Source organism: Solitalea longa, from assembly GCF_002920915.1.
Lineage (GTDB): Bacteria > Bacteroidota > Bacteroidia > Sphingobacteriales > Sphingobacteriaceae > Solitalea > Solitalea longa.
In genome coordinates this window covers 224,459-240,351 of the sequence record NZ_PQVF01000001.1, presented here as the reverse complement: position 1 = coordinate 240,351, position 15,893 = coordinate 224,459, and the positions used below count along the sequence as shown (strand labels likewise).

General features: G+C 39.2%; 16 protein-coding genes. 5 read left to right on the top strand and 11 right to left on the bottom strand.

The window, feature by feature from the left end; all coding sequences use genetic code 11:
* Positions 1-24: 24 nt before the first annotated feature.
* Together C3K47_RS01135 and C3K47_RS01130 are read left to right on the top strand one after the other, a co-directional pair.
* On the top strand, positions 25-1,491 hold the full coding sequence (locus C3K47_RS01135) for a PSP1 domain-containing protein (RefSeq protein ID WP_103787233.1): 1,467 nt from the start codon (positions 25-27) through the stop codon (positions 1,489-1,491).
* Positions 1,492-1,962 carry a gliding motility lipoprotein GldH gene (locus C3K47_RS01130; protein ID WP_103787232.1) on the top strand — a complete coding sequence of 157 codons (471 nt, stop codon included), beginning with the start codon at positions 1,492-1,494 and terminating at the stop codon, positions 1,960-1,962. It begins immediately after the preceding gene.
* 2 nt (positions 1,963-1,964) lie between these two features.
* Here C3K47_RS01130 and C3K47_RS01125 read toward each other — a convergent pair whose 3' ends face one another.
* A complete protein-coding gene (locus C3K47_RS01125; RefSeq protein WP_103787503.1) occupies positions 1,965-3,617 on the bottom strand; it encodes an isovaleryl-CoA dehydrogenase in 1,653 nt (550 codons plus the stop codon).
* A 182-nt stretch (positions 3,618-3,799) separates the two neighbouring features.
* On the opposite strand from C3K47_RS01125, the gene C3K47_RS01120 reads away from it, so the two are divergent.
* A complete protein-coding gene (locus C3K47_RS01120) occupies positions 3,800-4,252 on the top strand; it encodes an energy transducer TonB (RefSeq protein ID WP_103787231.1) in 453 nt (150 codons plus the stop codon).
* Positions 4,253-4,366: 114 nt separating this feature from the next.
* Here C3K47_RS01120 and C3K47_RS01115 read toward each other — a convergent pair whose 3' ends face one another.
* Both C3K47_RS01115 and amaB read right to left on the bottom strand, forming a co-directional pair.
* Complete coding sequence (locus C3K47_RS01115) at positions 4,367-4,840, bottom strand: hypothetical protein (protein ID WP_103787230.1); 474 nt, start codon at positions 4,838-4,840, stop codon at positions 4,367-4,369.
* Positions 4,841-4,925: 85 nt separating this feature from the next.
* Positions 4,926-6,470: an L-piperidine-6-carboxylate dehydrogenase gene (gene amaB / locus C3K47_RS01110; protein ID WP_103787229.1), complete on the bottom strand. Its 1,545-nt coding sequence runs from the start codon at positions 6,468-6,470 to the stop codon at positions 4,926-4,928.
* 206 nt (positions 6,471-6,676) lie between these two features.
* Here amaB and C3K47_RS01105 point away from each other — a divergent pair, with 206 nt between their 5' ends.
* Positions 6,677-7,147, top strand: coding sequence for a low molecular weight protein-tyrosine-phosphatase (locus C3K47_RS01105; RefSeq protein ID WP_103787228.1), 471 nt, complete (start codon positions 6,677-6,679; stop codon positions 7,145-7,147).
* Positions 7,148-7,232: 85 nt separating this feature from the next.
* Positions 7,233-8,594: a histidine--tRNA ligase gene (hisS, locus tag C3K47_RS01100; RefSeq protein ID WP_103787227.1), complete on the top strand. Its 1,362-nt coding sequence runs from the start codon at positions 7,233-7,235 to the stop codon at positions 8,592-8,594.
* A 55-nt stretch (positions 8,595-8,649) separates the two neighbouring features.
* Here hisS and C3K47_RS01095 read toward each other — a convergent pair whose 3' ends face one another.
* From C3K47_RS01095 to pseC, 8 genes are all read right to left on the bottom strand, one after another.
* Positions 8,650-10,128, bottom strand: coding sequence for a lipopolysaccharide biosynthesis protein (locus C3K47_RS01095; RefSeq protein ID WP_103787226.1), 1,479 nt, complete (start codon positions 10,126-10,128; stop codon positions 8,650-8,652).
* Between the two features lie 28 nt (positions 10,129-10,156).
* The gene (locus tag C3K47_RS01090) at positions 10,157-10,621 is read right to left on the bottom strand and encodes a GNAT family N-acetyltransferase (protein WP_103787225.1); all 465 of its coding nucleotides are present in this window, start codon (positions 10,619-10,621) and stop codon (positions 10,157-10,159) included.
* A gap of 80 nt (positions 10,622-10,701) precedes the next feature.
* Entirely contained in the window at positions 10,702-11,757 is a 1,056-nt protein-coding gene (gene pseI / locus C3K47_RS01085) for a pseudaminic acid synthase (protein WP_103787224.1), read from the bottom strand.
* Between the two features lie 50 nt (positions 11,758-11,807).
* Entirely contained in the window at positions 11,808-12,389 is a 582-nt protein-coding gene (locus C3K47_RS01080; protein ID WP_103787223.1) for a GNAT family N-acetyltransferase, read from the bottom strand.
* A 57-nt stretch (positions 12,390-12,446) separates the two neighbouring features.
* Positions 12,447-12,992, bottom strand: coding sequence for a UDP-4-amino-4,6-dideoxy-N-acetyl-beta-L-altrosamine N-acetyltransferase (gene pseH, locus C3K47_RS01075; protein WP_103787222.1), 546 nt, complete (start codon positions 12,990-12,992; stop codon positions 12,447-12,449).
* Positions 12,992-13,966 carry a UDP-2,4-diacetamido-2,4,6-trideoxy-beta-L-altropyranose hydrolase gene (gene pseG / locus C3K47_RS01070; protein ID WP_103787221.1) on the bottom strand — a complete coding sequence of 325 codons (975 nt, stop codon included), beginning with the start codon at positions 13,964-13,966 and terminating at the stop codon, positions 12,992-12,994. Before pseG ends, pseH begins: the two co-directional genes overlap by 1 nt.
* Entirely contained in the window at positions 13,966-14,652 is a 687-nt protein-coding gene (pseF, locus tag C3K47_RS01065; protein WP_103787220.1) for a pseudaminic acid cytidylyltransferase, read from the bottom strand. Before pseF ends, pseG begins: the two co-directional genes overlap by 1 nt.
* A 1-nt stretch (position 14,653) precedes the next feature.
* Complete coding sequence (gene pseC, locus C3K47_RS01060; protein ID WP_103787219.1) at positions 14,654-15,850, bottom strand: UDP-4-amino-4,6-dideoxy-N-acetyl-beta-L-altrosamine transaminase; 1,197 nt, start codon at positions 15,848-15,850, stop codon at positions 14,654-14,656.
* Between the last annotated feature and the right edge of the window lie 43 nt (positions 15,851-15,893).

Here is a 15,893-nt window from a genome sequence, read left to right as displayed (position 1 = left end):
AATCATATAGAGAGAAAATATAATATGGGATGTAGTACCTGTTCAACCGGAGGTTGTACTCCGGCCGGTTGCAAAAGCAACGGCTCGTGTTTAACCGATGGTGGATGTAGTAAGCTGGATGTTTACGATTGGCTGTCTGATATGGATTTGCCGGCACACTATAAACCATTTAACATAGTTGAGGTAAAATTTAAAGGTTCACGTAAAGATTTTTATGTGAATCCGAACAATCATTACCTTGAAATGGGTGAAATGGTAGCCGTAGAAGGCAATCAAGGTGGATATGACTTAGGACACGTGTCGCTAACAGGCGAGCTTGTGCGTGTTCAGATGAAGAAAAAAGGCGTTAAAGATTCTGTGGAGTTTCGCAAGATCATACGCAAGGCCAATCAATCTGATATTGATAAATGGAAATTAGCCAAAGGCCTGGAGTATGAAACCATGCACAAAGCCCGTACGTTGGCACTTGAGCTTGGCCTTAAAATGAAGCTAAGCGATGTGGATTATCAGGGTGATAAATCAAAAGCTACCTTTTATTATACTGCCGATGATCGCGTGGATTTTCGTGAGCTGATCAAACGCATGGCCGAGGCATTCAAAATTCGCATTGAAATGCGTCAGATCGGAATGCGCCAGGAAGCAAGTCGCTTAGGTGGAATCGGTTCATGTGGACGGGAACTTTGCTGTTCAACCTGGTTAACTGACTTCCGGACTGTTTCAACTGCCGCCGCACGCTATCAAAACCTTTCGCTGAACACGCTAAAATTAGCCGGACAGTGTGGTAAGCTTAAATGTTGTTTAAACTATGAGCTCGATACCTATATCGATGCTTTAAGAGATATTCCTGAAAATGTTAGCGGTTTGCAAACCGAACGCGGTTTTGCCCGTTTACAAAAAACCGACATCTTCAAAAGAATAATGTGGTTCAGTTATGAAGGAGTAACTGATTGGATTCCGTTGGAAGTGCCTAAAGTACGTGAAATTTTATCTGCAAACGCCAAAGGACAAAAATCAGCTGACCTTAAAGTACTTGAATACAACAGTGCCGAAACGGTTTCTAAACCTGCAACCTTCGACTATGAAAACGTGGTTGGTCAAGACTCATTGACCCGCCTCGATGAAAAGAATAAGAAAAAGAAGAAGAAAAAATCAAAAGGTGGTTCTGGTAACAGAGAAGAAATGCGTTCATCTCAAGACCGTCCGCAACAAACACAACAACCGCAACCTCAAAAACCGCAGCAACAGGCACAACGCCCGCAGCAGCAAGGAGGCGGAAATAAGCCGCAGCAGCAAAATCGTCCACAACAACAAGGTGGTGGTAGTCAGCAGCAGCAGGGCCAAAATAAACCAGCGGAAAATCAAAATCGCCCTCAACAACCACAGCAGCAAAAGCAACAGGGTGGAGGGAATAAGAACCAGGGTAACAATCAGCGGCGTGGTAACCAACAACGTAATCAAAAACCAACCAATAACGATTCAACCAAGCAGTAAATGTTTCGCAAAACCTGTTTATTCAGCGGCGTAATTGCCATTACTTTGTTTTTGTTTTCTTGTACAGATAGTTCGGTTTATAACAATACGTTAACCATTGCGCCCAAAGGTTGGTTTTCTAATGATAAAGCAGTTTATGATGTTAAGCTCGATCAAACCGGCACTTACTCTATCTATTTAAACCTGCGCCATACAGATGATTATAAATATTCGAATATTTTCTTCAGAATGTATGTAAAAAATCCGGATGGAAAACATCAGACCGTAAGGATTATTGAAGTTAAGTTAGCCGAAAAAGATGGAAGATGGTTAGGCTCAGGCTCAGGAAAATTGGTTGCGCGAAAAGTGTTTTTAACCGATGGAATTAAATTTTCTCAAGCGGGATCCTATCGGATCGAACTGGAACAATACATGCGCGACGATCCTTTAAAAGAGATCTCTGACGTTGGTATCGAACTGATAAAAAAATAAGCTTATTCTTCCGTCCACATTCGCCCAATGATCCATTGGAAGTTATGTTGAGATGAAAGTGTACCAAAAAGACTTTTTGAATTATTTAGTCTTGAATCGATAAAGGCTTCGGCCATAAATGCAGGTGAAAACCTTAACAATAAAGCGGCTTGGAGTAATAAAGCCATCTTTTCAACAAGTATTCGACTTTCAGCTTCATTATCAGTTAATGAAGCTGAAATTATTTTAGAGAATGCGATCAAATGTGTATCAAAGGATGAATTGATCCCTTTGGCCAAATTCAATTCATTAATAATACTTTCAACAGCAGCCGGCTGATTTTGCATGGCTCGCTTAACATCTAAACAAATCACATTCCCTGAACCTTCCCATACCGAATTTAAAGGTGCTTCGCGATAGAGTCGTGGCATAATCGAATCTTCTATAAATCCCGCACCACCAAAGCATTCTAGGGCTTCGTAGATCAATGGAGGCGTTCGTTTACATATCCAAAACTTGGCAATTGGTGTAATGATCCGCTGCAAGGCTTGCTCTTCAGCATTATCGAAAGCAGCCGCCAATCGCATAGTCAACTGCATTGCCGCTTCAGTTTCCAAGGTCAGATCGGCCAAAACATTTTGCATTAAAGGTTGATCGATCAACCTTTTGCCAAACGCCGACCGATGGAGGCAATGATGAATAGCCTGAACAGTTGCCTGATGCATCAAACCTGTTGAACCAATCGTACAATCGAGCCGGGTATGATTAACCATTTCAATGATGGTTGGAATTCCTCGACCCTCTTCTCCTATAAGTAATGCCCAGGCATTGTAAAACTCAATTTCACCCGACGCATTTGAGCGATTTCCCAACTTGTCTTTCAAACGCTGAATGTGGAAGTTGTTCAAGGTTCCATCAGGAAGATAACGTGGCATAAAGAAGCACGAAAGACCTTTGGGGGCCTGTGCTAAAACCAAAAAAGCATCGACCATAGGAGCCGAGCAAAACCATTTATGGCCGGTAAGCAAAAATTCTGTGTTTTCATTCAATGCCTTTGCAATCGATGTATTTGCCCGTACATCCGAACCACCCTGTTTCTCCGTCATTGCCATTCCGCATAAAACACCATTCTTTTCATCTGCAGGGATGAAACGCTGATCATATTGATTGCTGAGTATAAGCTGGGACCATTGATCCAGAAACTGAGGAGCATGCTTTTTCAATACCGGAAAAACAGAGAAGGTCATTGAGATTGGACAGAGATGCCCAAATTCAATTTCAGAAGCCATCATCATCATGGCGGCCCTAACGCTGTGCGCTCCCTTTTTGACTGAGCTCCATGGTAAATTATGCAAACGGTTTTCCATGGCCAATTGAAGCAGTTGATGCCATGAAGGATGAAAGTCGACTTCGTTTATTCGTTCACCAAAACGATCGTGCGTTCTTAATATCGGAGGATACTGATTAGCCAAAAATCCGGAGCGGATAATTTCTTCGGCCCCTAATTTTCCACCAAATTCTTTAAGTGATTTTTCAGCCCATTCAGTATCCATCCGGGCCATACACTCGCGTAAAACCCGATTGCTTGTATAAAGATTATAATTAACTAAGGGTGTAGATTGATTAAAAACTTCATGCGTTTTAAAACGTAGCGAACCAAATGAGTGATCGTTCAAGGCTAATATAAATTGGTATGATAATAAAGCTATCAATTTTCAATGGCTTCATCAATTTTAATAAAAACCTGAATCTTAAGATAGTATCAAAATTAAAATGAATATTATTTGATCAAAAGTTTTTGATTTTAAATATTAATGAATTACATTCAATCATTAAATAATTAAACCAAACTTATTATATGTCAATATCTAAATCTATTTGCTTGGGCATGTTAGCTGTTTTACTTTGCTCATCATTTGTTAACGACGAAAATTGCCATAAAACAACTTTATTAACATCAAAGGTCGCCCAGGAAGATCCGGAAGACAATTCGGTTTATTTATACGTAGAAAATCCGCCTAAATTTCCGGGAGGATCAAACGCCCTTACCAATTTCATTAACCGTAACTTAAAGTACCCACAAAAAGCGTTGGAAAATCTAACACAAGGCCGGGTTTCGGTATCATTTGTGGTATATAAAGACGGCTCTATCAGCGATATTAAGGTGATCAAAAAAGTAAAAGATGGTTTAAGTGAAGAGGCTGTTAGAATTATTAAGGCCATGCCTAAATGGAAACCGGCGGTTCATCATGGTACAATTGTTAATGCTAAATATGTACTACCTATTGATTTCAAATTAAAGATTAGCTAGAAAACATACAGAATATAAGTAAAGGGCCAATGATGAATTTCATTGGCCCTTTCTATTTAAACCGAACGTTTGCAATTGCTAATCAATATTTCAGCGCTTATCCCACTTTAGCTTTTAATAGAGCTCATTTAATTCCTGTTGAAAATCTAACTGCAGGTCTTCATGCAACTTATCAAGGGCTTTGTTAATCAGTTTTAATTGTTGCTGATAAAGGTTGGTTAAGGCAGTACTGCTATGGATTTTCAGTTTGGATGTTTTGAGCTTACGGCAGAAATAGATCAGCAGCTCCACTTCCGTTTGTTTTAGACCTGAATATTTAATGTATTTCTTTGCCATTCGCAAAATCTTCCGGATTGCTTTTGTTGCCAAGTAAGTGTTTAATCGTGGCAATTCTTCGAACTGTTCATCTATTAAATTCTTTACCGATTCAACATAAGCTGATTCATTTTCTGCCTCAAAAAGCAAATAGCTGAGCAGCTCCTTATTCTCTTTCTTATATTTTGCTATTCGCAAACAGAGTTCAATTAATTGCGAGGGCTGAATAGCTTGTAATTCTTTTTTGAGTTCGTTTATGGAGGCCGCTTTCATGAGCGAAAATTACTAAGATTTAGCTAAGGGATATAAAGTAAAAGGAGCTGCAATACAGCTCCTTCAATCGTATGAAATTAATCAATTAAAAATCAAATTTGATTCCTTGTGCCAGTGGAAGATCCGAACCGTAATTAATGGTATTTGTCTGACGGCGCATATATACTTTCCATGCATCAGAACCTGATTCACGGCCGCCGCCGGTTTCTTTTTCCCCACCAAAGGCACCCCCAATTTCAGCTCCGGAAGTGCCGATATTCACATTGGCTATGCCACAATCAGAACCGGCATGAGAAAGGAACTTTTCTGCTTCCCGTAAATTTGTGGTCATAATAGAAGACGACAACCCTTGTGGGACTCCGTTCTGCAGCTCAATAGCATTGTCAATACTACCGTACTTCATTATGTATAAAATAGGGGCAAAGGTTTCGTGCTGCACAATTTTAAAATGGTTTTCGGCCTCAAAAATTGCCGGCTTCACATAACAGCCCGATTCAAATCCATCGCCACCAAGTACCCCTCCATCCACTACAACTTTTGCGCCTTGAGCTTTCGCTTCTTCAAGGGCGTTTAAATAACTCTGAACTGCATCCTTATCAATTAATGGCCCAACATGATTGGTTTCATCTAATGGATCACCTATACGTAACTGTGAATAAGCACTGGTTAGTTTTGCTTTAAAAGCATCGTAAACTGATTCGTGGATAATTAAACGACGGGTAGTAGTACAACGCTGGCCGGCTGTACCAACTGCGCCAAAAACCACACCCGGCAGCGACATATTCAAATCAGCATGTTCTGAAATGATGATCGCATTATTTCCGCCCAATTCGAGTAAACTGCGACCCAAACGTTTGCCAACGGCGGCACCTACAGCCTTACCCATTCTGGTTGAACCGGTAGCTGAAATTAACGGAACCCGTTCATCGTTTGCCATCAATTCGCCAATTTCCCTATCGCCAATGATCAAACTGGAAACACCTGCTTCGATTCCATTTACTTCAAAAACTTTTGAGGCTATCTTTTGACAAGCAATCGCAGTTAAAGGAGTTTTTTCTGAAGGTTTCCAAATACAAACATCTCCGCATACCCAAGCCAGTGCAGCATTCCACGACCAAACAGCCACCGGGAAGTTAAATGCCGAAATTATTCCAACTATACCCAATGGATGGTACTGCTCGTACATGCGATGACGTGACCGTTCAGAATGCATGGTTAAGCCATATAACTGGCGAGAAAGCCCAACTGCAAAATCACAGATATCGATCATTTCCTGAACCTCACCCCATCCTTCCTGCAGGCTCTTACCCATTTCATAAGAAACAAGCGCTCCAAGAGCTTTCTTTTTTGCACGCAGCTCTTCGCCAATTTGTCGTACTATTTCACCTCTTTTTGGCGCTGGTATTAAACGCCAGCTCTCAAAAGCATTTTGCGCGGTTTTAATTACCTGGTCATAATCATCGGCTGTTGCAAAAGCCACGTTTGCAATTGCCTTTCCATCCACCGGCGAATAAATTGTTTTAGTAGTTGCATTGACGCTTTCTCCCCATTGTTGCCCGGTACTCCAAGCCTGGTTATTGTCTAAGATGTGTAACTCCTCAAGGATTGAAGTTATATTGATTGAATTCATGATAATATGTGGGTTTGAAGTAAAATTAGAAATCCTCAGAAGATTATCGTAAAAAAAACTCGAAAGCGGATAACTTTCGCTTTCATGAGAAGAATACAGAATTGAACTGACAGCATCATGGGTGTCACTGACAAGTTACTTCTCATTCATTTACCCCTATGTCATCAACCTAGCTTAAGCTGAACGGTGATTTATTATCTTTGAGCATGAAAATTTTAATGGTTTGCTTAGGAAACATTTGCCGCTCTCCCATGGCAGAAGGAGTGATGCGTCATATGATCAAAAATAAGGGCCTGAACTGGCAGGTTGACTCATGCGGAACCGGAAGCTGGCATATTGGAGAGGCGCCGGACCGCAGGGCACAACGGACTGCTAAAAGCTTCGGAGTTGACATCAGCGACTTGCGTGCCCGCCAGTTTTCGTCAACAGATTTTGATGAATTTGATCGCATTTATGTGATGGACCAAACAAACTTTAGCGATGTACTTTCACTTATCAGAAGCGAGCATGATCGCATTAAAGTTGACCTATTACTCAATGCTTCTCACCCCGGCAAAAACATGGAAGTAGCCGATCCATGGTTCGACGAAACCTTGTTTGTTCCGGTTTTTAAACAAATTGAAACAGCCTGCAATCAAATCATTAATGCTGAATTAGGCATAATAAAGGAATCTTAACCATTTAAATAATTGTATTTTTGCCAGCCCGGCTTTTCATTACAGCAAAAAGTCAGGATCATTTAAATTGAAACAAGCATAACGCATGAAGCCTAGTATTCCAAAAGGAACCCGTGATTTTTCTCCTGTTGAAGTTGCCCGACGCACCTATATTTTTGATACCATTAAGCGCGTTTTTCAAAAATTCGGGTATCAGCCTATTGAAACGCCAGTAATGGAAAACCTGAGTACCTTAACCGGTAAATACGGTGAAGAAGGTGACCAGTTGATCTTTAAAGTGTTGAACTCAGGTGATTTCCTATCAAAAGCTGATGCCCAAAAACTGGAAGCAAAAAATTCAAAGGCAGTTACTTTTGAGATATCTGAAAAGGCACTTCGTTATGACCTTACTGTTCCATTTGCGCGTTACGTTGTAATGCATCAAAATGAGATCGCCATGCCTTTTAAGCGCTACCAGGTGCAACCGGTTTGGCGTGCCGACAGACCTCAAAAAGGCCGTTACCGTGAGTTCTATCAGTGCGATGCCGATGTTGTTGGCTCTGACTCTTTGTTAAATGAGGCTGAGTTTGTCTGTATTTATGACGAGGCACTGTCGAACCTTGGTTTAAACGACTTCACCATAAAAATTAATAACCGGAAAATATTAAGCGGGATAGCTGATATTATTGGCAAGTCCGAATTGATCGTTGATATGACGGTAGCCATTGATAAGCTCGACAAAATTGGCTACGATGGCGTTGTTAAGGAACTGATCGAGCGTGGATTTACGGAGAAAGACATTGAGGTTTTGCGTCCTTTTATTGAATTAAGCGGATCAAATGACGAAAAACTGCAGGTGTTAAAAACCAGCTTATCCTCAACCGAAATTGGCAAAAAAGGAATTGAAGAATTGGAAACGATCTTCAGTTATCTTTCGGCATTTGAATTAAAGCGCGCTAAAGTAGAATTAGATATTACTTTAGCACGAGGCCTGAATTATTACACTGGTGCTATTTTCGAAGTAAAATCAAATGAGGTACAGATGGGATCAATTGGTGGCGGTGGCCGCTATGATGATTTGACCGGAATGTTTGGTTTGAAAGGGGTTACCGGAGCCGGCATTTCGTTTGGTGCCGATCGTATTTATGACGTAATGCTCGAACTCGGTCTTTTCCCAGAAAGTGCTGTAAATTCAACCAAAGTATTGATCACCAATTTTGATACCACTGCTGAAAAGTTTGCCTTACCCGTTTTAGCCAAACTAAGAGCAAAAGGTATTAACACCGAGCTATATCCTGCCTCTTCGAAACTTCAAAAGCAGATGAAATATGCTGATGCAAAGCAAATCCCATTTGTGATTTTAATAGGTGAAGAAGAAATGCAATCAGGCCTACTCGCTTTGAAAAATATGCAAAGCGGGGAGCAAGAGAAATTATCACTCGAGAATATACTCGAAAAACTTGCATAGAAATAAAGCCCTGACAATTGAAATTGTCAGGGCTTTTACTTTAAGTATCTTAATTCTATCTGTTTAAAAACTTCAGCTTACTATTTACCAAATCATTCATTTCAGGAGAAAGCCTAAACCAGTAAATAACTATTAAGTAAACCGCGGCTATTAAGCCTGAGCGAACAATTATATCTAGTATGAAATTCGGCAACGCTGGCAACAAATAGTTAAGCGCTAATACTATTAATCCAACTAATAGTATCGCCAGATTATTGCCATTAAAAGGCTGTAATCCAAATTTCACCCAAACAAAAATATATCTGAAGAAATTGAAAAGAAAAGTACCCATTGCGGCCGCCATTGCAGCACCTGTTAGGCCATACTTTGGAATAAATAAATAGTTGGCTCCAATGATTACACCGATCAATGCTAAAAAGAAATAAGTATCAAAACGGAAGTATTTAGAGGTTCCTAAGATCACCCCATTAACACCTGTAGCCATATCAAATAAGCTACCCAAACCTACAAACAGGATCACATATTTCCCGGCAGCATACTCCGAAGGTAAAATAAGGAATACGTTATTAATATTTGCCCAAATTCCAATAAACAACAACAAACCAATAAGCAGCTGATTGATACAGCTCTTACGATAAATGGAAAGAATTCCGGCCAGGTCATGGTCTTTCCATCTGTCGGCAATAATGGTTCCTCCAATCCGATACATGACTCTTGATGGCATAGAAATTACAACCGCAAAATAAATAGTGATGTCATAGATCCCTGTTTCGCTCAAACCCAGAAGATTATAGATCATTATTTTATCAATGTACTGAATAACCATTGTTGTAAACCCACTTATAACAGCAAATGAGCTTATGCTTGCCATGCCTTTGATAAGTGACTTATCAGGAAAAGAAAGGTCGGGAGTAAAATTTAAGCGATTTTCTCTGCCTAATTTAATAGCAATGATTAGCGTAGGAAGAATATTTGCAAAAAGCCAAACGTATATAAATTGCTTAAAATTAAGACTAACTACCAGCAATAATGCCATTGATAGGGCAACAAAGAATTTTTGGTAGAACTCTCTTAATGCAGTTCCAGTAACTGTATCGTACAATGCGCGATTATAGTTATCAAGCACCCCAAAAAACTGCAGAAAAAAAGAAAGTCCCCAGAGAATGGGGCCATAGGTGGTAAACACCAATTTATAATCCGGATTATCACCCCAAATAGCATCACCTCCAATTGTTATAAAAAGAAAACAAATAAGAAATCCTATTGCTGAAATCGTACTGGATAGAAATAAAAAACCATTGTTATTCTTTTCAGCATTACGGAAATAAGGAAAAAACCGAACGGATGCAGCTTGAAATCCGAGGCTTGACAATTGACCAATTACGGCCGCAATGGCCAATAAAAGTCCTAATATTCCATTCTCATCAGTGCTTAAACAATGTGGCCGAAGGACAATTGTTGTTACAAATCCCACGGCAACGCCCAAATACGAGTAGATTGTTCCTTTTATGGTTTGTTTACGAATTAATCCCATCAGGAATAATTAAAGAAATAAAGCTGAACTATGATTTTCTAATAGTGTAAACAAAACTTGGAATGTCGTTTATCACGGTTTCTTTCTCAAATTCAAAACCTGAATGTTCAAAGGCACGAACTGAAGCCATATTTTCTTTACGGATATAAGCACGCACCAGATCACCAGGGAAAAGAGTGAAGAAGTGGCGACAAGCATCCATGATCATTTGTTTGGCTAGTAAACGACCTCTAAAATCCTTATCTATAGAGATACGAATGATGGTATCACTGTTGTGGCGCTCAAAGCGAATTTGTCCGACTGGCATACCGGTTTCATACTCAAACACCAGCATAATGGAGTTCTCATCTTTTAAACTCGCATTAAACCAATTTACATGGGTTTGAAAATCGATCTTTTTCTGACTGTAAGAATTTTTACGAGCTTGGTCTTCATTAGCCCATTTAAAATATAAATCAACGTCAGTAGGTTTCGCTAGGCGGTGAATAATCATAAAGATATTTAGATATAAATTCAGATTGATTATCAATTTTAATCAATCATTTAGTAAAAGTAACGGTTATGTTTTAAAAATTATAAACTAACGAGGTTCCAGGCTAAAGGCGTTCCTGCTTTAATTGCCGTTTTGGCCTTCTTCCCTAAAATTTGATCATAATAGCGGGTGTGCAATCCGTTTGCAGGCCTGATCGATTTTACATTTTCTGCTGAAAATTCCTCTCCAGCTTCCAGATCTTTCACCACAAACAATGATCGTTTAAACTGCAAGCTATTTTTCTCCTTATCTGACAGGGTATAATTCACTTTTCCCATTGCCAAAAATGCACGTTCCGACTCAATCACTAAGGCTTTCATTTCTTCGGGCTCTAATGAAAACGTTGAATCAACGCCGCCATCGGCTCTTCGCAATGTAAAATGTTTTTCAATTACTCGGGCACCCATGGCCACTGCTGCCACAGAAGCTCCAATTCCCATTGTATGATCTGACAGTCCAACTGAAACATTAAACAGCTGTGCCATATGCGGAATGGTTAAAAGATTGGTGTTTTCTGGTGAAGCTGGGTAGGTGCTTGTACATTTTAACAATACCAATTGCTCACAACCTGCTTCTCTTAATACTTTCACCGATTCTTCGATATCGGCTACAGAAGCCACGCCGGTTGACATAATTACTGGCTTGCCAGTTTGGGCAACTTTCTTTAATAAAATATGATCAGTGTTTTCAAATGAGGCAACTTTATAAGCGGGCACATCCAATGTTTCAAGGAAATCGACCGCGGTTACATCAAAAGGAGAACTAAAAGCCAGGATGCCTCGTTTTTTTGCATGCTCAAAAATAGGCTGGTGCCATTCCCATGGGGTGTAGGCTTGTTCATAGAGCTGGTAAAGATTTTGGCCTTTCCATATTGATTTATCATCATTTATGGTAAACTCAGCCGAATTGCTATTAAATGTTATCGTATCAGCTCGGTATGTTTGAAGCTTAATGCAGTGCGCGCCGGCATCGGCTGCGGCATCAACGATCTCCAATGCTCGGTCGAGTGATTGATTATGATTGCCCGACATTTCCGCAATGATAAACGGCTTATGCTCAGGGCCAATTTCTATATTCGATATTTTAAATGACTTCATAATTATTTGAAAGCTCGGCTTGCTCAGTTCAGTAACCAGCTATACTATGTTTATAAATACCCTTTTTCCTGTTCCTTGACAGCTTCGATTTCTTCTTTGGTAAAATACTTTGGATTAAAACAAGCCGCTAAAAGTCGGTCTTCGTTTTTTCCATCCACCCAATAATGCCCTTTCAATCTACCTTCAATTATCCAGCCTGCCCTGCAGTAGGCTTTAATAGATGCAATATTTGATTCATACATTCCGCCAAAAAGCTTTCTTAAATCGTATTCTTCAAATGCTATCTGAATTCCCACTTTTATGGCTTCAACCGCTAATCCCTTTCCTAAAAAGGCATGATCCCCAATTAAGGCTACCAGATCTGAGGTCTTTTGTGCATGGTTAATAGGCCCTAATTTCATAGTTCCTATTAATTGATCAGAGACCACGTCATAAATTCCAAAAGTATAGAGATTATGACTCTCTTTCCCGTCAATTATCGACTGAATAAGCGATTCCTTTGTTATTTGTTTCTTTGAATTGGTGTAAAACTTCATTAATTCCTCATCGCTGAACCAATCCATTACTCGCTGATTTATATCAGCAAGATCAATTTCTTTTAGATAGATTCTTTCTGCAGAAAACTTCTTCATTCAATGAGTATCTCGTTAAATTAATACTACCTATTATGGTTAAAAAACGACTAATTATTAAGCTTTGCCTCTATAAACTTTATGTTTCAAAGAGTCTTTTATTGCTTCCCAATCCGCTTTTAATAAGGCTAAACCCACCACATCCTCAAATTTACCATTCTTTTTCACATGTTGACGATAATAAGCCTCACGTCTAAAACCAAATTTTTCATGCAACTGAGTAACCTTTTCATTGAATACAAAAACTTCACACCGCAATTTATTCAGCTTCAAAACATCAAAAACATAGTTAATTACATTGTATTCTATTTTTGCTCCCAATCCTCCCTTTGCACTGGGATCTCCTAAGTAAAAAGCCCAATAACACGAACTAAAAGTTGAACTAATCCCGGTTAATGAAGCTAAACCTACTTTTTGATCATTGTATTCAATAATCCAGTATTTAGAGCTAGAATCATCCTTCGTTCTTTCAAACCATCGCTCCTGATCCTCTTTCGTAATTTGAGAATCGGTGTACATATAGGCCGCAACTTCGGGTGAGTTACGCCATGTTCTTACTAATTCAATATCCTTTTCGGTGAGATCAACTAATTTGATATCCATTAAATCGATTTTATAAGTTCTATAATTCTCTCTTTTTGATTACCGTCAAAGAGCTGAGTAAGTAAAGTCCAATTGATATCAGCATTTGGATCGGCAAAAGTATTAAAGTCTTTAGCCAAATTATTCTCTAAATAATAGTTATATAAATGCTGCTGATTATCGGCGGTAAGCAGCAAATACAGTATTCCTTTTATACACAAATACTCCATGGAGATGCTGCTTGGAGAACAAATTGCCCTGTCACATTTTTTCATTAGCTTAATCATTTCCATTTCAGAAAGATTATAGTAAACCTTTACATCCATTTGAGTACTACTAATGAACCGATCAACAGATTCCTGGTGCATAAAAGCGCTCCCCAATACCAAGTGATAACTGGCCCTGATATCCATACAGTTATTTAATACCAACTGAGTATTATTATTCGGATCTGCACCACCGAGGCAAATAAACACATGCTCATTTACCGTTTTTAAAACCCTTTTTTGGCTGGCTTCAGCAATAAATCCAGGTCGCAATAATGCGTATTTTAAGCCGTGATAAAGCCTTGTATAGCTTTCTTTAGAATACCATTCTTCTTTTATTCCTCCCGAATGGCTGATTATAGCATCGGCAACAAAATGATAGGCGTGAATGTCATCAATACATACAAGCTTACAGCCCTTATCTTTTATTTGCTGCTGATACTGCGTATCAAATCTATATCCATCTAAAACGACAATGTCAGTTGAATTTAGCTGCTTAGACCATTCTCTAGCCTCTACATGTATGTCATCAAAATCAGCAACTACGTTCAATTTATAACCTAGTTTCTCAAAATCATTTACAAGATGAGGCGAAGGTTGGCGGACATGAAAAGTACATTCGAAAGTATCTTTTAGCATATGAGCCATTGCCTGACATCGAATTATATGCCCAAGACCGATTATGCTGTTTCCATCAACTCTAAAAAGTATTCCAGCCTTCTCTTTCATTAACTGTTCTTTAAAAGTTGATATTTAATCTCCGCAATTTTCCAGTCACTTAAATTATCAATATCCTGGCCTTCCAATTCATCAATTGTAATTCCACAGCTATTATTTGTAAAAATGGTTTTGTTCTCTAAAATTGATGTTTTAAAGAAATAGAATTGTCCGGCATCATGAAAAGCATCCGGGATATCCTGCGATCGCTTATTTTCAAACTCGGGGAACAAAAGTGCTATTTTATCGTTTTCGTTTTTTAAAGCGCGAAAAATTGGATAGCTAAACTTTTGAATAGGGAATACCGAATCATAGTTTCCTTTTTTTAGTTTTTCGAAGGCGTCAATCAGTTTAGTTGAAGAAACAAAAGGAGCTGTTGGATAGATACAGCATGCATATTCAAAGTTTGCTCCGTTTGATAAATAGCTATTATAAACTTCAGCTAAAACATCCATTGTAGTAGCAAAATCACTAGCATTTTCATTTGAACGTTTAAACGGCACTTTTGCACCGTACTTAAGGGCAATTTCTGCTATTTCTTCATCATCAGTCGACACCATTATTTCATCAAAAACTTGTGCTTCTATTGCCGCCTCAATTGAGTATGAAATGATTGGCTTACCCAAAAAATCTTTTATATTTTTCTTTGGAATGCGTTTACTTCCTCCTCTGGCAGGTATAATAGCTAATACACTCATTTTATTTCAAGAAATTTATGATGCTATTGATAACATATTGCTGTTGCTCATCAGTCATTGAAGGATACATTGGCAAGCTGAGACAACGTTTATAGTAAGCTTCGGCAATGGGGAAGTCGCCTTCCTTCCAACCTTGCTCTCTGTAGTACGGCATCAAATGCGTTGGAATATAATGAACTTGTGCAAATACTTGTTGTTCCCGTAAATAGTTATATAGCCCCAAGCGATTTTCAACCTGGATAACATATAGATGATAAGCATGGCCCGAATGTTCTGCATATAATTCGTTCAACTGTGATTTTACTCCAGCTAGATCTTTAAAGGCATTATCGTAGTTTGTAGCGATTTCAATACGGCGTTGTAAACCTTTATCCGCCTTTTTAAGCTGGCTTGACCCTAATGCCGCCTGAAAATCGGTAATGCGATAGTTATACCCCAACGTCTGCATCTCCATATACCAACCGGGGTAAACCTCGCTTTCCATTCCACAAGCAAAATCTGGCGTGTTCTCAAACAACGATGTCTCACGGGTAATTCCGTGCGTACGTAATTTAATCAGCTTTTTATAAAGCTCATCGTTATCAGTTGTGATCATTCCCCCCTCGCCGGTGGCAATATGTTTTACCGGATGAAAAGAGAACACCGATAGATCAGCTAATTTGCCATTTCCACAAAGCTGTTTCCCTCCATTGGAGTCGACAAAAAAACCGCCTGGTGAATGACAAGCATCTTCAATGATCCATAAACCATATTCATCAGCCAGCTTTCTGAAAGCTTCCAAGTCCACTGCCATACCGGCAAAATCAACCGGAATAATCCCTTTGTATGTTCCTTTTGGACTTGCCTGCAACAGTTGTTTCACCTTTTCGATATCGAGCAAATAGGTCTCTTCATCAATATCAGCAAAAACAACTTCAGCACCGCAATAACGGATGCAATTTGCCGAAGCCGCAAAAGTGATAGGGGTGGTAATCACCTTATCGCCTTCTTTCACATCCAAAGCCAAAGCAGCTAAATGCAATGCAGCTGTTCCATTTGAAACTGCAACCGCATATTTTGCTCCAACATATTGAGCAAAGGCATTTTCAAATGCATTTATGGCCGGTCCTTGGGTCAAATAATCAGACTTTAAAACATCAATAACAGCTTGTATGTCTTCATCTGTTATGTGTTGCTTTCCGTATGGTATTGGGTTCATTTCTTAAAACAAGAGATGCCGGAAAGTGGTAAACATTCCGGCA